We start from the raw sequence: 18,436 nt of genomic DNA, 5'->3' as shown, positions 1-18,436 counted from the left end.
GTTTTATGCTTTTAAATTATCTTCTTACCATGTTGTCCTTGGACTTATCAAAGACATATTCTATTACTTGGGCATGCCTTCTCTGGGAACGCACTGCACTACCTGCAGCTGGTGCCCCATAAAATCTTCGGGAAGCCACTCTAAAGGTCTTGGCTTCTTCAAAATGCATCAACAGGTGCCCCCATGCTCCCATATTCCTGGGCTCTTCCTGGGCCCAAACAATATCAGTGGCATTCTTATATTTTTTGATGATGCTACGCATTTCCTTGGATGGCAACGGAAACAACTGTTCCAAACGTACCAAGGCCACATCGTCCCGTTTCAATTCTTCTTTTTTGTCGAGCAAATCGTAGTAGAATTTCCCTGTACAGAAAACCAAGGTTTTTACCTTGGATGCAGCAGCATCTGGATCATCGATCAATGGTTGGAAACCACCTTTTGCCATTTCCTCCTTGGTCGACAATACCTTTGGGTGCCTTAACAAACTCTTGGGCGTAAACACTACTAAGGGCTTTCTGAACTTAGCCTTCATTTGCCTTCGTAACAAATGGAACATATTGGCGGGCGTTGTAACATCGGCCACATACATATTATCCTTGGCGCAAAGCTGCAGGTATCTTTCCATTCTCGCTGAAGAATGCTCGGCGCCTTGTCCTTCATAACCGTGAGGCAATAGCAGCACCAACCCATTTTGAAGCTTCCATTTATCTTCTGCGGACGATAGGTATTGGTCAATAATGATCTGGGCCCCGTTGCTAAAATCACCAAACTGCGCTTCCCAAATGGTCAAGGTTTTTGGACTTGCCATGGCGTAGCCATAATCAAATCCCATAACCGCGTATTCGGACAGCAAGGAGTTATAGATATGGAATTTGCCATTTTGGTTATCCCCCAACTCATTGAGTAGGGTCACTTCCTCTTCATGCATCTCCGTTTTAATCACGGCGTGGCGATGCGAAAACGTTCCCCGTTCCACATCCTGGCCGGTCATGCGGACATCGTATCCTTCTTCAATCAATGACCCGTATGCCAAGAGTTCCCCCATGGCCCAATCCAACTGATTGTCCTCAAAATACATTTTGCTTCGGGCTGCAACCAAACGTTCAAGTTTACGTAGGAATTTCTTCCCTTCGGGAAGCCCCGTAATACTCTTCGCGATCGCATCCAACTTCTTGATCGGGTACTTTGTGTTGATGTCCTTTAACATGGCATCTTCGGTCACCTGACCAAAACCTTCCCACTCATCCTGCATAAAGGGAGTGATGCGGGTTTTTTCCACCTTGCGTGAATCCAACAGATCCTCCTCCAGGTTTTTCTTGTATTCCGCCTCAAGGCTTTTTACATAATCTTGGTCGATAACCCCTTGGGCAATCAACTTTTCAGCATAGATATCCCTAGGATTCTTATGCTTGGAAATTGACTTGTACAGCAGGGGTTGGGTAAATTTGGGTTCGTCCCCCTCGTTGTGCCCATATTTTCTATATCCTAGTAAATCCAGGAAAATATCGCGTTTATAGCGCATTCTATATTCCAGGGCAAAGGTAGCCGCATGGACCACTGCCTCCGCATCATCGGCATTTACGTGAAGTACCGGAGAAAGCGTTACTTTACCAACATCGGTACAATAAGTGGAGGAACGGGCATCGAGATAATTGGTGGTAAATCCAATTTGATTGTTGACCACAATATGAATGGTTCCACCCGTATGGTATCCGTCCAATCGTGCCATTTGAATAACCTCATATACCACACCCTGACCAGCAAATGCTGCATCCCCATGGACCAATATAGGCAGCACCTCCGAAACCTCGTCCTGATGATAACGATCCTGTTTGGCCCTGGCTATACCTTCAACAATTCCATTCACGGTTTCTAGGTGGGATGGGTTTGGGGCAATGTTCATGTTCACCACTTTTCCGGAATCCGTTTCGCGACGGGAAGTCCATCCCAAGTGGTATTTTACATCACCATCGAAGATGGTCTCCTCGTAGTCTTTACCGTCAAACTCGCTAAAAATATCCTTGGGGGATTTTCCGAAGATATTCGTTAACACACTGAGTCGTCCACGGTGCGCCATCCCCATAACAAACTGCTTGACGCCAGCGTCCGCAGCTTTTTCAATAATCACATCCAAAGCGGGAATAAGGGATTCCCCGCCTTCCAAGGAAAAGCGTTTTTGACCTACGTATTTGGTGTGCAAAAAACTTTCGAATGAAACAGCCTCGTTCAGTTTTCTAAGGATATTCTTTTTTTCCTCTGGGGAAAAATTGGGGTGGTTGTCATTGACGTTCAACCAATCCTGAATCCATTGGATGCGTTCCGGAGTTCGGATATACATATATTCGACCCCAATGGCATCGCAATAAATCCGCTCTAGGTGGTTGACAATATTTTTCAGGGAACTTGGCCCAATTCCTATAATTTTTCCTGCATCAAAGACCGTATCCAAATCTTCATCGGACAAACCAAAGTTGGAAAGTTCCAAGGTGGGTATATACTTTCTTCGTTCGCGGACCGGATTGGTCTGTGTGAACAGATGTCCCCGGGAGCGGTAGCCGTTTATCAACTTAACAACCTGAAATTCCTTTTGGAGGGATTGTGGAATTACCACTTCTTGCCCATTGGCCGTGGTAACAATGCCATTTTCCGAAGTCAGCTCCAATTCGCCCAAGGAGCTTTCCATGCCAAAATCAAAACCTTGGAAAAAAGCCCTCCAACTGGGTTCTACACTATCGGGGCTTGTTAGATACTTATCGTACTGCTCCGCAAAAAATGAAGTGTGCGCAGCATTTAAAAAGGAATATTTATCCATTGATTCTCTCTAGCAAAAGCTATGCAAAAATTTAGTCAAAAATACAACAATTACACTAGTTAGGTCGACAAAATGGGGCTAATTTGACAAAATCCAGTTAGGAGTTATATTTGTGTCGGAACCAAACTTTCTGCCACTCCCTTGCCAAGATTAAAAAACAGACTCGGGAAGAGGCATCCACGGCATCCAAACTTGCCAAATTCTTGATTTCCTGTTCGGGAATATCTACCACATACAAAAGGTTCAAATACAACTCGAACTTTTCCAGAATCAGCACATAGATTTTTTCGTGCAGGGCAGTTTTTAACGCATGCGGTTCCATTTCAGTGGAAAGCTTCAAACCGATATTCGCTCGGATACAATCCTTTTGGAGCTGCAAAACCAACTCCCCGTACAAAAGTTCTTTTTGGGCCTGTTGTAGAATCTCCAAACTGTTGTTGAAACCGGATATCATCTTCGTTTACAAGTAGGCCCAAAAGAGATTATTGGGTCTTATAGACTTTACCTTCCTTCATTACAAAGGTTACATGCTTCAAGGTTTCCACATTGTCCTTTGGATTCTCATCAACCGCAACGATATCTGCCAAATATCCTTCCTTCAATTGTCCTAAATTATCTCCCATGCCCAACAAATTGGCATTGGTGATGGTCGCAGACTTGATCGCCTCCATAATCGGCATTCCTGCTTCGGCCATATACACAAATTCCCTAGCATTCTCTCCATGGGGAAATACACCAGCATCTGTACCAAAGGCAATTGGTACCCCTTTTTTATATGCGCGTTGAAACATTCCTTGGATTTTTGGCCCAATTTCGCTCGCCTTTTTGGCCACAACTGCTGGGAAATACCCCGGAATCTTAGCTTTCTCGGTCACTTGTTTTCCGGCAGTAATTGTGGGAACCAAAAACGAATTGTGCTTTATCATCAAATCCATGGTTTCGTCGCTCATCAAGGTACCATGTTCTATGGTTTTGATTCCGCCGAGAACGGCTCTTTGCATCCCCTCATCGCCATGGGCATGCGCTGCAGTGAGCATTCCATAATCTTTGGCGGTTTCGGTGATGGCTTTGATTTCCTCTAAGGTAAATTGGGGGTTTTGACCACTTTTGGCCACACTCAAAACACCTCCTGTCGCTGTAATTTTGATAACATCCGCACCATCCTTATACCTTTGGCGCACCGCTTTTTTCCCATCTTCTGGGGAATTCACAACACCTTGTTTTGGACCAGGGTCGCCCATTAAATCTTTTTTCATTCCATTGGTCGGGTCTGCATGCCCCCCGGTTGTTCCAATAGCTTTACCTGCGGTAAAAATTCTAGGTCCTACCACAGTGCCTTTGGCAATGGCCTTTCGCAAGGCAATATTAACCCCGCTACCTCCCAGGTCACGGACCGTTGTAAAGCCTGCCATAAGGGTATTCTTGGCATAGACGGTGGATTGGAAAGCCACATCGGCCTCATTGAGTGTAAAGCGTTGAATGTAGGATTGGGCACTGGATTGACCCTCTATGTGTACGTGCATATCTATAAAACCGGGCATCACGGTCTTGTCCTTTAGGTCGATGACCACATCTTCATCTCCCCCCGATTGATAACCATTTTCAATGGCTTTGATGGTATTGCCCGAAACCACAATGGTTTTTTCGGAAAGTACTTTACCGGAATCGACATCTACAATTTTACCGCAATGGAGGTACGTTTCTTGGGCCATTAAAAGGGAACCCAGTAACAATGCTGGAAGGACTAAAAGGTTTTTCATATTTGAGTTAGCTAAAAATTATTCCAATAAATGTAAGCATTGATTCCGTTAAAGCCATAGGCAAGCCCACAACTTTGCATTCAAAGAAAAAAGCCCATCGAATGATGGGCCTTTAGTTATTACTTACATTATGTTTTTAGTTTCGGACCTTTTGCTCCCAATCCCAAGCAGATTTCATGGAATCGTCCAAGGTAGATGCGGCTTTCCAACCCAAAACATTGTTGGCATTTGTAGTATCGGCATAGGCCTGGATAACATCTCCTGGTCTTCTATCCACAATCTTATAATTGAGTTTTTCACCTGAGACCCGTTCAAAACTATGAATCACCTCCAATACGGAACTTCCTTTTCCGGTACCCAAATTAAAGACTTCGAAATTGCTGTCGTTCTTTTGTCCGAGCAAACGTTGCAAGGCCACAACATGTGCCTTGGCAACATCCACCACATGGATATAGTCGCGAATGCAGGTACCATCCTCGGTTGGATAATCATCACCAAATACGGAGAGTTGCTCTCTTAGACCAACTGCTGTTTGGGTAATAAAAGGAACCAAATTTTGGGGTACACCAATCGGTAATTCCCCAATTTCCACAGAGGGGTGCGCACCTATGGGGTTAAAGTAGCGAAGTGCAATAGCCGACAATTGCGAATTTACATGACAGGTGTCCCGGATTATCTCCTCTCCTATCTGTTTTGTATTTCCATAAGGGGATTCTGCCGGTTTAACTGGGGCATCCTCGGTAATCGGAAGCGAGTCCGCCTGACCGTAGACCGTGCAAGAAGAGCTAAAAATGAAATTCGCCTTGTCCATTTTACTGAGCTCTTGAAGCAGGTACACCAAAACCCCAAGATTGTTCTCGTAGTACAAAAGCGGTTTTTCCACACTTTCCCCAACAGCTTTGGAGGCCGCAAAGTGGATAACCCCTTCCAAATCGTGATGTTTCTTGAAAAAATCTTGGACCTTGGATTTCTCCCTTAAGTCCATTTTTTCAAATATGGGGCGTTTGCCTGTGATGGCTTCAATCCCATCCAACACATTTTCAGATGAATTGGACAAGTCATCGATAATGACGACTTCAAAACCTTCATTTTGGAGTTCAACAACGGTATGGGACCCAATAAATCCAAGTCCCCCGGTTACAAGTATCTTCATGGTTGATTATTTACAAAGTCTATGACCAAGTTGGTTATGAATGCGATTTGCTCATCATCCAATTCCGTGTGCATGGGAAGCGAAATCACTTCTTTTACCAACTGATTGGTAACCGGGAAATCGGCCTCATCGTATCGGTCATCCGCATAGGCTTTCTGCAAATGCAACGGAACAGGATAGTACACCCCACATGGAACGCCATTATCATTTAAATGTTGTGCCAATTCGTCTCTTTTTTCGTTCAAAATTCGAAGAGTATACTGATGAAATACATGGCAATCCGTAGAATCCGATTGATCATCACAATTTGGGTTGATCTTGGGAACAACGATTTGCGGATGATCTTTAAACGCAAGGTTGTATTTCTCCGCTGCTTCCCTCCTGCTTTTATTGTAGTCATCAAGTTTGGGAAGCTTGGCCTTTAAGACAGCGGCCTGTACCGAATCCAAACGCGAGTTGACCCCGACCACATCGTGGTAATATCTTTTATACATCCCATGATTCACTATGCCGCGAATAGTATGGGCCAAATCATCATCGTTGGTGAATATTGCACCGCCATCGCCATAACAACCTAAATTTTTGGAAGGAAAAAAGGACGTGGAAGCCACATGCCCTATGGTCCCAGCTTTTTTCTTTGTTCCATTGTTAAAGGTATGGCTTGCCCCAATCGCTTGTGCATTATCTTCAATCACGAACAGATTGTGCTTTTCGGCCAACGCCATGATTGCGTCCATATTGGCACATTGTCCAAACAAATGCACAGGGACAATGGCTTTGGTTTTTGGCGTAATCGCCTTTTCTATGGCCTTGGGGTCAATATTGAACGTATCGGGCTCCACATCGACCAAAACTGGGGTTAGATTAAGTAGTGCAATCACCTCAACGGTCGCCGCAAAAGTAAAATCGGCGGTGATGACCTCATCTCCGGGCTTTAATCCCAATCCCATCATACAAATTTGTAGGGCATCGGTACCATTGGCACACGGGATCACATGTTTTACGTCCAAATAGGTTTCAAGCTCTTTTTGGAACGCATGTACATAAGGACCATTAATAAACGCTGAGGACTCCAGGACTTCGGTGATGGAAGAATTCACTTCATTTTTTATCCCTTCGTATTGACCTTTAAGGTCAACCATTTGTATTTTTTTCATCAAGATAAATTGAATTGCAAAATTAAGAAATTAAGATGCCATAATGCCCTAATGATGAAAGAATGTATTTTAGCGGAAAATGAATCTCTTGCATCTATTTTATGGTCTACTAACCCACCTTGCATGGTGGTGCCTACATCTTGTTGCCTGGTTCAGTCCCAAAATGGCACTCTTCGTCAAAGGGAGGAAAAGAACCAAGGAATTCTTGAAGTCGGCCAATGTTGGGGAAGCCCCTTGGGTCTGGATGCACGTGGCATCTTTGGGAGAGTTTGAACAAGGTCTTCCCATTTTGGAACGCATCCGGTCCGAATACCCGTCCCACAAAGTGGTCCTTACGTTTTTTTCCCCTTCGGGCTACGAAGTGAAAAAGGACACCAAAGTTGCGGACCAAGTGCTTTATTTGCCCATGGATACCCGTGGTAATGCAAAACTTTTCCTGAACACCTTCAATCCCGTGCTTGCCATATTCGTGAAATATGAGATTTGGCCCAACTATTTAATGCAGCTGAAGCAAAGAAAAATACCCACCTTGCTAGTATCGGCCATTTTCTCCAAACGTCAAGTATACTTTAAACCTTGGGGAGGCTTTATGCGAAAGAATCTCCGTGCCTTTTCCCATTTTTTTGTGCAGGAAGAGCAATCCAAATTGCTATTGGAATCTGTGGGTCACGAAAATGTCACTGTTGGTGGGGATACGCGGTTTGATAGGGTTTCTGAAATCCTGAAGCGCAACAACCAACTGGACTTTATGGAGCGTTTTAAGAATGGTAACTTCTGTTTTGTGGCCGGGAGTACTTGGCCGGAGGATGAAGCCATATTAGTGGATTACATCAACAAGGCCCCAAAAGACCTGAAGTTTGTGTTGGCCCCACACACCATAAAACCGGTAAAGATTGAAAAAATCAAAAGCAGCATTTCTAAAAGCACCCTTCGTTATTCGGAAATGGGTAACCAAGATATTTCCAATTATCAAGTGCTTATTGTTGACACCATCGGACTTTTGACCAAAATTTACAGCTACGCCGATGTTGCCTATGTGGGTGGAGCCTTTGCCACGGGGCTGCACAACACCTTGGAACCAGCCGTGTTTGGCATCCCTGTGATCATTGGGCCCGAATTTGAAGGATTTAAGGAAGCCGAAAATTTGGTACACCTAAACGGAATCCAAGTGGTGCACAATTCCGAAGATTTCAATGCGCTGATGCATCGCTTCGTTTCAGAAAACACCTTCCGTAAGGCTATCGGGAAAATCAATTCCGACTACATCCAACAAAACGTAGGTGCCACGGAAAGCGTCCTGGATTACGTGAGGACCATTCTTTAATTTTTTCCTAGTTTTAGGAAAATTCAAACCTCATGAACCAACGCATATTTCGAATTTCCCTTACTGCGGCCCTGGCCGGTTTTTTATTCGGTTTTGATACCGTAGTCATTTCTGGGGCGAATCTTCCCATCAAGGAACTCTGGAACACTTCTCCTATTTTTCATGGTGTCTTTATCATGAGTATGGCTCTTTGGGGAACAGTATTAGGTTCCCTTATGGGCGGTATTCCTTGTGACAAATTGGGACGAAAAAATACACTGATTTGGATAGGGATTCTCTACTTTCTTTCAGCCATTGGCTCGGCGGTTGCCCAAGACCCATATCTCTTTTCCTTTTTCCGCTTTATTGGCGGTGTTGGGGTTGGTGCGTCATCGGTGGCGGCTCCCATTTATATCTCCGAAATTTCCACTCCTGAGAACAGAGGGAAATTGGGTGCCATGTACCAGTTCAATATTGTATTCGGAATTTTTGTGGCCTTTATCTCCAACTATTTACTCAAAGGTTTTGATGGCGCCAACGATTGGCGTTGGATGCTGGGGGTTGAAGCCATCCCCGCTTTGGCCTACACCCTGATGGTATTAACGGTTCCCAAAAGCCCAAGATGGCTAATGTCCAAAAAGCAGGATGAAACAGGGGCCTTGAAAACCTTGGAATACATCACCACTGCGGAACTGGCACAAGCTAGATTGAAACAAATCAAGGAGGCCTTGAGCCAAAGTCTCTCCAAGGAAAGTCTATTTTCCGGCAAGTACAGCAAACAACTGTCTCTTGCTTTTTTGATAGCCTTTTTTAACCAATTGTCCGGAATCAATTTTGTGTTGTATTACGCCCCCGAGATATTGGAACGGGCCGGTTTGGCAGCAAAAGAATCCTTGTTCAGTTCCATTTCAATAGGAATTGTTAATCTTATTTTTACCCTGATTGGCATACGGCTTATAGACCACTTAGGCAGAAGACAATTGATGAAAATAGGCTCTGTGGGCTATATTGTGAGTTTGGCCATGGTGGGTTGGTGTTTTTACTCGGATGCCAGCTCTACCCTATTGCTCACCTTTATCTTGGTATTTATCGCCTCCCATGCCATCGGTCAAGGAGCTGTGATATGGGTCTTCATCTCCGAGATATTTCCCAACAAGGTTCGGGCTTTCGGGCAATCTTGGGGCACCGGTACACATTGGGTCTTTGCCGCACTGATTACCTTGACCACTCCAATTTTTCTGGATGCAGATAAAGGTATTTTCAAGGATAATCCATGGCCCATTTTCTTATTTTTTGCCATTATGATGGTCCTCCAGTTGCTTTGGGTAATTTTTGCAATGCCCGAGACCAAGGGAATTTCCTTAGAGGAATTGGGCAAAAAATTAAGCCGGAAATCTAAAAAAGAATAGCGAAGTTACAACACAGCTTAAAAGCTGTCACTTAGTCGAATATAAGCCTTGATTTTGCGGAAAATCCACGAATAATTCCGTACATTGAAAGGAAATAACACTATTATGACTGATGAAATTTCTTTCGGCAATAAAATGCTAGTAGGCTTTTTGCGCTTTATGGTAATTGTACTTGTCATTATCTTGATTGCCATACCCGTTTGTATTCTTTTGGACTTTTTGGGCATTTTAGGGTAAAAAGAATGCGGTAGATTACCTACCGCATCCCTAACCATTGGAGACCGACCACCTAAAAAATCACATCCTCCTCTTCCATTGCGGTGGTCATTAACCGAATATATGTGTCAATGGTCTTATTCACTTTATTGGGTTCCGTTACCTCGAAGTCGCCTTTCCATATAAGCTCCCGTTCTTTATCCACACAGATACAGTACAAAGCTGTTTCAATATGATATAAATTGAAGGTTTCGTAATACTCCGGGTCGTAGTACATTTCCTGATGCCCAAGATAATCTTGGCTAAAACGGGCGTACAAGTTGTTGAATTTATTCAAACGCTCCTTAAAGGTCCGCCGGTTTTCCGTACCCACCACCTTTGTAAAAAGTATAGCGTCAAAACCCTTGTCCAACAATTGCTGCTCCACAGCGGAAAGTTCCTCCTCGGATTTTTCGGACGAGGTGAACTCCACGTCAAAAAGGTCGATGCTCCGCATCGCTTCCACCCCAGTTTGTTCCAAGCGTTCGACAAGCTCGGTCTCAAAGTCTATGCGGACGGTTTCATCTTGGCTCATCCCCACTACCAACACCTTATAGGCATCAAACAAAACGATTTCGGGATTCTTCCATGTACCTACCAATTGGGTAGATGCACAACCCGTTAACAGTACTAAGGACAAAAGAATCAGTTTCGCTTTCATCTTATGAATTTTTAAGGTTACAAGGGGATTTTTCCATAATCCCTGTCAATGCTTTATAAAGACACCTTGTCTTTTTTCCAATTGTCTTTTGAGTTCATCTATGGTTTCTGACATCGATTTTTCAAAATCGTGTGATCGGGACTTGGCAAACATCCTAGGTCCAGGAGCACTCAATTCAATCTCACAAATGTTATCCTCCCCAGCCTTGTCATGGTCTATCTTAAAAAGTACATTGGCTTTGATTACCCAACTGTACTTCTTTCCTAGACGTTCCAATTTCTTCAACAATAATTTGTTCAAGGATTCACTGGATTTCATTTTCTGATATTGAATGTTGACTACCATAATGCTAATTTTTAAAATCAGTATAAAGCTAGCCACACTATCATCTGTAAAAAATGACAATTATCAGGAATGGACAACGCAAAAATTGGTATCCAAACAATCGGAAAATCCTAAAGTGTGATGTTTGTTAGTTGCGGGGTTATTTCAGCAAAAAGGGTTGGCCAGTACTCTGCAACACCGAAAACCAAAACTCACTTTCCAAATCTATTTTTTTGCGCTTTTTGGTTACTTCGGAAATGGGAATGTAGACGAACTTGTTGTTCACCTTACAAGCCACAAACTTTGTTTTCCCTGCCATGGCACCGTGCACGGCATGGTAGGCCAAACGGCTACAATAAATACTATCGCTGGAATTGGCCGGTGCGCTTCGCACAATATAACTGGGGTCAATATATTTGATAGTGACCGGAATATCCGTAAAGTAGGCCTTGATTTTTTCCTTTAGGAAAACCCCAATATCCGCATGTTTGATATTCCCTGAAGCGTCCTTTGTTCTATTTTGATCTTGAAACAATTGTTGTCCGGCACCTTCTGCTACGACAATCACAGCGTGTTTTTTACGCTCCAATCGCTTTCGAAGTACCCCTAAAAAGCCCAATTCCCCTTCCAGTTGAAAATCCATCTCGGGAATCAGCACAAAGTTCACGACCGGCATGGCCAAAGCCGCCGAAGCTGCAATAAAACCACTATCCCGACCCATGAGCTTTACTATGGAAATACCATTATACGCGCCTGCCGCTTCGTTGTGTGCATCCCTGATGATGGGACTGGCCACATCAAAGGCCGTTTCAAATCCGAAGGATTCGTCAATGAGGTCAATATCGTTATCTATGGTCTTAGGAATACCCACAACACTGATATTGCTGCCTCTTTTCTTGATTTCCTCCCCGATGGCATTTACCCCTTTTAGGGTACCATCGCCCCCTATGGCAAAAAGCATGTTGATGTTGTTGGCCTCCAAAGTATCGACCATCACGGATACATCCTGTCCTCCCCTGGAGGAACCAAGGAACGTTCCACCAAACTGATGGATGTCCTTCACTTTTTCTGGTGTAAGCTCCACAAAACCATGACCCATTTCAGGGTTGAGGCCTTCATATCCGTACGGAATGCCCACAATTCTCTTGATCCCATAAAAATAATGTAGGGCCATGACCACTCCGCGGATCACATTGTTGATTCCAGGGCAAAGACCGCCACAGGTAACAATTGCGGCCGTGGTCTCCTTAGGATCAAAGAAGATATCCTGTCTAGGGCCTGCCTTTTCCAAACAACTCGGCTCCTGCCCTTCCGACAGACAGCGGGTGTACTGGTCCATGGAAAGGTCAAAGACCAATTTATCCGACTCACTGACGAAATTAAAGATATGATCTCCCCTAACAGTGCTTAACTGCAGGGGAGATTTGAAATTTGGCCTTCCAAGTTGTTCTATTTGAAACCTGTTTGCTTCGCTCACGTTGTTCAACGATTAAAAATGATCATCCAAGCTATGGTGTGAATCAATTAGTGGACCGCCGTTAAGGATTTCCTCCGATGCTTCACTAGCAAATTTATCAAAGTTAATATGAAACGAATGCGCCAACTGAATCGATTTGCTCACATAGGCTCCTTTTTGCAGCCAAGTGTTCATGGGATCCAACATTTCTGTAGGTACACCTGGGCAGTATTTGGGCATGTGTAGACCAAAAACAGGGTGTGCATCAAACTCAACCTCATCCAGTTTTCCTTCCAAAATGGCAGAAATCATAGCACGTGTATATTTAAGCTTGATTCTGGAGCCAACGCCATAAGGGCCACCGCTCCACCCGGTATTGATCAACCAAACGTTTACACCGGCTTCCTTCATCTTCTTGCTCAACATTTCGGCATAAACTGCCGGGTGCAAAGGCATAAAAGGCTCTCCAAAACATGCTGAGAAGGAGGGAACTGGTTCGTTTATGCCTGCTTCTGTACCTGCTACCTTGGCCGTATATCCGGAAATAAAGTGGTACGCGGCCTGTCCGGGGGTTAATTTGGAAACCGGGGGCAATACGCCAAAGGCATCGCAGGTAAGAAAGAAAATGTTTTTTGGATTAGCAGCATAGGATGGGGTTTGAATATTATCGATATGATCAATTGGATAACTCACCCTTGTATTTTGGGTAATGCTACTATCAAAGAAATCGACCTCTTTGGTTCCTTCTTTAAAAACAATGTTCTCCAATAAAGCACCAGGTCGAATGGCCCGATATATATCCGGTTCCTTTTCCTCGGTCAAGTCAATTACCTTGGCATAACAACCCCCTTCAAAATTGAAGATGGTGTTATCAGCTGTCCACCCATGTTCATCATCACCGATCAGTTTGCGGTCTGGATCAGCAGAAAGTGTTGTCTTACCAGTTCCAGACAGGCCAAAGTAAATGGCCGTATCCCCGTCTTTTCCAACATTGGCGGAACAGTGCATGGGCAATACATTTTTTTCGACTGGCAACACAAAGTTCAAGGCAGTAAAAATTCCTTTTTTCATTTCACCGGGATATTCAGAGCCACCTACAAGCGCGACCTTTTTGGTCCAGTTTAAAATGGAGAAATTCCCTGCAATTATTCCATACTCCTCAGGATTTGGACATTCATACCCAGGGGCACAAAGCACCAACCATTCTTCTTCAAAATCCTGCAGTTCTGCTTCACCTAAGCGAATGAACATGTTTTTGATGAAATAGCTAGACCATGGATATTCGGCAATGACCCTTACGTTCATTTTATACTTGGGGTCGGCACAAACGGAAGCATCCCTGACATAGAGTTCCTTCCCATCCATATAGTTTACCACCTCAGCTTGTAACTTGTCAAAGTTTTCGGGGGAAATCGGTTTGTTGATCCTACCCCACCATATCTTATCCTTGGTGTAATCATCCTTTACCAAAAAACGGTCTTTGGGAGATCGTCCGGTAAACTTTCCTGTGTTTATGGACAAGGTGCCATTTTCTGACTCCACGCCCATTCCTTTTTCCACAGTAATATTTTGTAGGGTCTCAGCACTTAAATTCCAGTGTGCCGTAGCGTTCTGTAAGCCATATTTGCTTAAATCTTTGGTTGTTTCCATGACTTCGTCCATAATTTTCTGTTTTAAGGTTAAAAGCTCCAAATCAATGGAACCAATACTAGTGTTGCTATAAAGAATAGGAGCAGCAGTGGCCCTCCCACTTTTACATAATCTGTAAATCTGTATCCTCCCGAGGTCATAACCATGGCATTTGTGGTGGTACCAACAGGAGTTAAAAATGCCGTTGATGCACTAATGGCCACAGCAATCAAAAATGGTTTGGGAGATACCCCCATGGTAGTGGAGGCCACAATGGCTATGGGGGCCATCAAAACCGCCGTCGCAGAGTTGTTGATGGTCTGGCTAAAGGTTGTGGTCAACAAAAATATTCCTGCCAGCAGCGCCGTGGGATGAATACTTCCGAGCACATCCACCAAACTATTTGCCGCCCATTGGGCCACTCCAGTTTTCTGAAGCGCCAATCCCATGGGTATCATGGCGGCGATCATCACCACACTCGTCCAACTTATGCCTTTGTAAGCCTTGGAGATGGGAACGCAGCCAGTGAGCATCATAATTCCAGCACATGCCAAGGCAGCAATGGCACCAGGTAGAATGTTAAATACCAATAGGACAATCATCAATGCCAGGGTGCCCAACGCAATGTAACTTTTTGGGGTAAGCACGTCCACATTTTTGGACAAGGCCTCGGGACTCCCCGAGATTACCAAATTCTCGTACATGGATGTCAGTGCCTCGATATTTTCCCATTGCCCACGGATCACAAATGCGTCCCCTGCCTCAATCTTAATCTTACCACTCAGGGGCTTACTATTTCTTGATGCTGCTAGCAATTGCACCCCAGCTTGCCTCAGATAATGACCCAATGGAAGTGTTTTCCCCACAAAAACAGATTTAGGGGTGATGATCATCTCTGCCATACCCACCTCTTGGTTGATGAGCTCTTTTTTGAGCAGGTCGCTTTCCGGTTTCCAAGGAATAACCCCCAAGCCAAATTTCAATACCAACTTGTCCACATCTCCGGCTTCTCCCTTCACCGTGATGATGTCGTGGTACCTCATCTCTGTCTGGGGGTCTGGTAATTCCACAAATTGATGAATTCCTTGCAATGGATTTGGATGTCTTCTTTTTAAGCGCATCAAAGAGACGTTATGGGTTTCCTCGAAATCCCAGTCCTCTACCTTGGTATTGATCAAGGTGGACATAGATCGAATACGCAAACGGTACAGGTTGTCACCTATACTGTAATTCTCGATCCATTTGTGCATTTCTTCATCCAAGGCCATCGGCTTGTTCTTTGTTCTGTTTTTGGGCAATAATCTGTAGCCCACATATCTGAAATAAAGAATGGATATCAACAACAGCGGTAGTCCTATCAATCCAAACTCAAAAAATGAAAATCCTTCATAACCATTTTCAACCAAGGCATTGCTCGCAATAATGTTAGGTGGTGTTCCCGTTAGGGTAAGTAAACCACCTGTGTTGGAACCAAAGGCCACTGGCATCAACAGTTTTGAGGGAAGCGTTCCCGCATTCCAAGCGGCCGTTACGGTAACAGGCAATAGGGCCGCCACCGTTCCGGTATTGCTCACGAATCCTGAGAGCAAACTGGACCCCAGCGTAACAATTACCAATAATTTGGGTACGCTGCTCTTGGCCCATTCCACAAACCGCCGACCTGCCATCGCCGTCCATCCGGTTCGAGAAAGCCCTTCACCAATTATGAACAAGGCCGCAATCATGATCACCGTGGGGTTGCTAAACCCGATCAGGGTTTCCTTTATGTCCAAAATTCCGGTAAGGAACAATGATAACATGGACATCAGGGCCACCACATCCGGTGGAAACTTTCCCCAAACAAACAAGACAATCGTAATACTAAGTATTACCAGTAGTGTAGTCATCAGCTCAAAATTGGGGTCACCATTAATCCAAGGTCAGTACAGGAATTTCCGAGTGAAGGGTCAACAATTTTGTCAATCGCCCTTCGGAAGGTGTGCTTAACCTGGTGTGGTTTCTCGGCAGGATGGCCAGTAAGTCAATATTTTTTTTGTTGATGTATTCCAAAATGCCTTCTTCCACATCCTGATTTTTACTGAAGGCGTGCTCCTCATAAAAATGTTCCAAGTAGTACTCCAACAGATTCTCCGTACTGTCCACAATGGATTCCTCGGCATACACGGAATCTTTATAGATGGTCAGGGCATGTACCCTGGAATCAAATGTCCGGGCCACATCCAGCAAGGTTCTAAGTACGACCTTGTCATCAATCTCTTCCCCGCCCATTACTAGGGCAATATCCTTGGGGGCTTTGATGGGAGTGCCAAAAGGAACCGAGATTACGGGACAATTGGCCTCTAGAACCAAGCGCGATGTATTGGTAATTGCCTCATCAGTCACCTTATCTCCCATGGTGCCCATAAGGATCAAATCTGAATTGTTCTCCTTTTGCCAATCCAAGATGGAACTGATTACCTCTCCGGTTACCGTAGCAAACGCTGGTGCCAATTTTGATTTTCCATTCAAGGAACCCAAGACCTGCCTAAAATCGGTCCTTAACTTATCTTCCTGTGTTTCTGTAACGGGCATGGCCGAAACATACAGGGCCTGAAGTTGCACTTCCCGTGTTGGGCCTGCGAAAACCAGGGCATATTCCAAGGCATTTACAGATGCTTCGGAGAAATCGAACGGGACTACTATTTTCTTGATGCTCATACCTAAAAATTTAAATGGTTAAAATCTTCGATTCAAAATTAGAACCGGGCTGGCACCTAAAACATGATAGAAGTCAGGTTCGGGATTTTATGACTTCCTATTCACATGTTTTTCCCGACCATAATGTTTTTTTTCATGGATGCACCTACCCTGTAACTTGGGAGTCTTCACCAAAAATTGGATTCAAGACCTGACAACTATCATGTTATTCCCAAAACCAAATACCAACCTTTGCGATTCAATTTTTCAAAGCCATTGTAATGGGGCGTGCAAAATGTTTTTTCCTGTTCGCTTTTTTTATTTTTCAAAGTGCGGTTTATTCCCAATCCATAGATGAACAGAGTGCTGGATCTTGGCTTGAGTTTTCAGGAACCAACAAGCTCAGTGAACATTGGAGCATTCCCTTGTCCGGAATACTTAGGCATCACGATTTGTTCGATTCCTATGATTTCTCCTTTATTAGAACCGGGGCTTCCTTTCATTTTAATAAAACGACCACCCTTACAGGTGGAATCGCCCATGTGAATACAAAAACCTATATGGATACCGGGGAAACATCCCACATTTATCAGTATTGGATCTACGAGGAGTTTTCGTTGAAGCAACCTCTAAGAAGAGGGGTCCTTTCCCATCGCTGGAGACTCGAAAATCGATGGATCCGAAATAACAATGAAACCCATTTTAACAACAGGGCGCGGTACAGATTACTATTCCATAGACCTATTCGCGGCAATTACTATATTACCACTTTTAACGAGCTCTTTGTAAACCTAAGTGGGGCGTTCTTCAACCAAAACAGATTTTATATAGGTTTAGGTAGAGCGCTTTCCCCAAACCTTAAAGTGGATATTGGATATCTGAAAAACCACTTCCCCCATTCGTATTTGGGCGCCATCCGAATGGGAATTTCCTTTACGCTAGATGTGCGGTCTAAAACGAATTCCGGGAAAGCGGACGTGACAACATTGCTTCCACCTCCCTGAAAGCTTGTCCACATGACCTTTATCATGTTTTATGACAGCCTTGCCTCCTAACTTTATCTGAGATAAATAAGTTAAGTCATGAGACCAAAAAAGAACCCTAACGCAGACATAGGTCGCAACAGCAGCCTATACTTTATGATAGGTTTGACTTCGGTTTTATTTGTTACCTGGCAATCATTGGAAGTCAAGACCTATGACAAGGAGACCCAATTTTCGGATGTGGTCCATGTTATGGACGACCTTAAGGAAGAAGTTCCTATCACCGAAATGGTCCGTACCACACCTCCTCCCCCTCCACCATCCGCCCCCGATGTAATCGAAATTGTTGAAGATGTGGAAGACATTGAGGAAACGCTTATTGAAAGCACGGAGAGTAACCAAGACGCATATATTGAGGATGTGATCGTTGACATCGACGACGTAAATGTCGGTGAGATCGAGGAAGAGGAAATTGTTCCCTTTGCCGTAATCGAACATGTTCCCGTGTTTCCCGGTTGTGAAGACCTGAGCACAGAACAAGAACGCAAGGAATGCTTCAATCAGAAAGTTCAGGAGCATGTTAGAAACACGTTCCAATATCCAAAGACCGCCCTTGAAATGGGGATTTCAGGAAAAGTGTTTGTGCAGTTCGTCATCGATTCCAACGGTCGTGTCACCAACATTAAACAAAGGGGACCGGATAGATTGCTCGAGGAAGAGGCTATTAGAATCATTTCGTCACTTCCAAAAGTTAAACCAGGCATACAGCGAGGTAAGCCCACAAGGGTAACCTATGCAATTCCTATCAACTTTAAAATGCTTTGATCAATACCCCAAAAAAAGCCCCTGTTGAAATTC

Annotated in this window: 15 protein-coding genes; 4 read left to right on the top strand and 11 right to left on the bottom strand. The window is 44.2% G+C overall.

Translation table 11 applies throughout. From position 1 onward, the window contains the following. Window positions 1-16 precede the first annotated feature (16 nt). The 5 genes from M3P07_RS12165 to M3P07_RS12145 all read right to left on the bottom strand — a co-directional run bounded on the left by M3P07_RS12165 (window position 17) and on the right by M3P07_RS12145 (window position 6,882). Complete coding sequence (locus M3P07_RS12165) at window positions 17-2,812, bottom strand: 2-oxoglutarate dehydrogenase E1 component (RefSeq protein ID WP_249970184.1); 2,796 nt, start codon at window positions 2,810-2,812, stop codon at window positions 17-19. A gap of 97 nt (window positions 2,813-2,909) precedes the next feature. Beyond that, on the bottom strand, window positions 2,910-3,266 hold the full coding sequence (locus M3P07_RS12160) for a hypothetical protein (RefSeq protein ID WP_249970183.1): 357 nt from the start codon (window positions 3,264-3,266) through the stop codon (window positions 2,910-2,912). 28 nt (window positions 3,267-3,294) lie between these two features. Beyond that, a complete protein-coding gene (locus M3P07_RS12155; RefSeq protein WP_249970182.1) occupies window positions 3,295-4,572 on the bottom strand; it encodes a metal-dependent hydrolase family protein in 1,278 nt (425 codons plus the stop codon). A gap of 136 nt (window positions 4,573-4,708) precedes the next feature. Next, window positions 4,709-5,725 (bottom strand): UDP-glucose 4-epimerase GalE, encoded by a 1,017-nt coding sequence (gene galE, locus M3P07_RS12150; RefSeq protein WP_249970181.1) that lies wholly within the window; start codon window positions 5,723-5,725, stop codon window positions 4,709-4,711. After that, window positions 5,722-6,882, bottom strand: a complete 1,161-nt coding sequence (locus M3P07_RS12145) for a DegT/DnrJ/EryC1/StrS family aminotransferase (protein WP_249970180.1) — start codon at window positions 6,880-6,882, stop codon at window positions 5,722-5,724. The genes galE and M3P07_RS12145 overlap by 4 nt, the downstream gene beginning before the upstream one ends. A 163-nt stretch (window positions 6,883-7,045) precedes the next feature. Here M3P07_RS12145 and M3P07_RS12140 point away from each other — a divergent pair, with 163 nt between their 5' ends. Beyond that, window positions 7,046-8,206, top strand: a complete 1,161-nt coding sequence (locus M3P07_RS12140; protein WP_249970179.1) for a 3-deoxy-D-manno-octulosonic acid transferase — start codon at window positions 7,046-7,048, stop codon at window positions 8,204-8,206. A gap of 32 nt (window positions 8,207-8,238) precedes the next feature. Then, window positions 8,239-9,594, top strand: coding sequence for a sugar porter family MFS transporter (locus M3P07_RS12135; protein WP_249970178.1), 1,356 nt, complete (start codon window positions 8,239-8,241; stop codon window positions 9,592-9,594). 289 nt (window positions 9,595-9,883) lie between these two features. Here M3P07_RS12135 and M3P07_RS12130 read toward each other — a convergent pair whose 3' ends face one another. From M3P07_RS12130 to M3P07_RS12105, 6 genes are all read right to left on the bottom strand, one after another. Beyond that, window positions 9,884-10,510, bottom strand: a complete 627-nt coding sequence (locus M3P07_RS12130) for a hypothetical protein (protein ID WP_249970177.1) — start codon at window positions 10,508-10,510, stop codon at window positions 9,884-9,886. Between the two features lie 45 nt (window positions 10,511-10,555). Continuing rightward, entirely contained in the window at window positions 10,556-10,855 is a 300-nt protein-coding gene (locus M3P07_RS12125) for an HPF/RaiA family ribosome-associated protein (protein ID WP_249970176.1), read from the bottom strand. A gap of 139 nt (window positions 10,856-10,994) precedes the next feature. Beyond that, complete coding sequence (locus M3P07_RS12120) at window positions 10,995-12,311, bottom strand: ATP-dependent 6-phosphofructokinase (RefSeq protein WP_249970175.1); 1,317 nt, start codon at window positions 12,309-12,311, stop codon at window positions 10,995-10,997. 12 nt (window positions 12,312-12,323) lie between these two features. After that, entirely contained in the window at window positions 12,324-13,952 is a 1,629-nt protein-coding gene (pckA, locus tag M3P07_RS12115) for a phosphoenolpyruvate carboxykinase (ATP) (protein ID WP_249970174.1), read from the bottom strand. A 17-nt stretch (window positions 13,953-13,969) separates the two neighbouring features. Continuing rightward, on the bottom strand, window positions 13,970-15,805 hold the full coding sequence (locus M3P07_RS12110) for an SLC13 family permease (protein WP_249970173.1): 1,836 nt from the start codon (window positions 15,803-15,805) through the stop codon (window positions 13,970-13,972). Window positions 15,806-15,827: 22 nt separating this feature from the next. Continuing rightward, entirely contained in the window at window positions 15,828-16,616 is a 789-nt protein-coding gene (locus M3P07_RS12105; protein WP_249970172.1) for a universal stress protein, read from the bottom strand. A 260-nt stretch (window positions 16,617-16,876) separates the two neighbouring features. Between M3P07_RS12105 and M3P07_RS12100 the strand changes: the two genes are divergently transcribed. Both M3P07_RS12100 and M3P07_RS12095 read left to right on the top strand, forming a co-directional pair. After that, window positions 16,877-17,599, top strand: coding sequence for a DUF2490 domain-containing protein (locus M3P07_RS12100; protein WP_249970171.1), 723 nt, complete (start codon window positions 16,877-16,879; stop codon window positions 17,597-17,599). Window positions 17,600-17,677: 78 nt separating this feature from the next. Continuing rightward, complete coding sequence (locus M3P07_RS12095) at window positions 17,678-18,403, top strand: energy transducer TonB (protein WP_249970170.1); 726 nt, start codon at window positions 17,678-17,680, stop codon at window positions 18,401-18,403. The last annotated feature ends 33 nt before the right edge of the window (window positions 18,404-18,436 follow it).

It is taken from the genome of Flagellimonas myxillae (assembly GCF_023502235.1).
GTDB lineage: Bacteria > Bacteroidota > Bacteroidia > Flavobacteriales > Flavobacteriaceae > Flagellimonas > Flagellimonas myxillae.
This window is presented reverse-complemented; position numbering and strand designations above follow the sequence as displayed.

Coding starts and splice junctions, on each gene's coding strand:
- M3P07_RS12165 (WP_249970184.1), bottom strand. CDS start 2,812: ATGGATAAATATTCCTTTTTAAATGCTGCGCACACTTCATTTTTTGCG.
- M3P07_RS12160 (WP_249970183.1), bottom strand. CDS start 3,266: ATGATATCCGGTTTCAACAACAGTTTGGAGATTCTACAACAGGCCCAA.
- M3P07_RS12155 (WP_249970182.1), bottom strand. CDS start 4,572: ATGAAAAACCTTTTAGTCCTTCCAGCATTGTTACTGGGTTCCCTTTTA.
- galE (WP_249970181.1), bottom strand. CDS start 5,725: ATGAAGATACTTGTAACCGGGGGACTTGGATTTATTGGGTCCCATACC.
- M3P07_RS12145 (WP_249970180.1), bottom strand. CDS start 6,882: ATGAAAAAAATACAAATGGTTGACCTTAAAGGTCAATACGAAGGGATA.
- M3P07_RS12140 (WP_249970179.1), top strand. CDS start 7,046: ATGGCACTCTTCGTCAAAGGGAGGAAAAGAACCAAGGAATTCTTGAAG.
- M3P07_RS12135 (WP_249970178.1), top strand. CDS start 8,239: ATGAACCAACGCATATTTCGAATTTCCCTTACTGCGGCCCTGGCCGGT.
- M3P07_RS12130 (WP_249970177.1), bottom strand. CDS start 10,510: ATGAAAGCGAAACTGATTCTTTTGTCCTTAGTACTGTTAACGGGTTGT.
- M3P07_RS12125 (WP_249970176.1), bottom strand. CDS start 10,855: ATGGTAGTCAACATTCAATATCAGAAAATGAAATCCAGTGAATCCTTG.
- pckA (WP_249970174.1), bottom strand. CDS start 13,952: ATGGACGAAGTCATGGAAACAACCAAAGATTTAAGCAAATATGGCTTA.
- M3P07_RS12110 (WP_249970173.1), bottom strand. CDS start 15,805: ATGACTACACTACTGGTAATACTTAGTATTACGATTGTCTTGTTTGTT.
- M3P07_RS12105 (WP_249970172.1), bottom strand. CDS start 16,616: ATGAGCATCAAGAAAATAGTAGTCCCGTTCGATTTCTCCGAAGCATCT.
- M3P07_RS12100 (WP_249970171.1), top strand. CDS start 16,877: ATGGGGCGTGCAAAATGTTTTTTCCTGTTCGCTTTTTTTATTTTTCAA.
- M3P07_RS12095 (WP_249970170.1), top strand. CDS start 17,678: ATGAGACCAAAAAAGAACCCTAACGCAGACATAGGTCGCAACAGCAGC.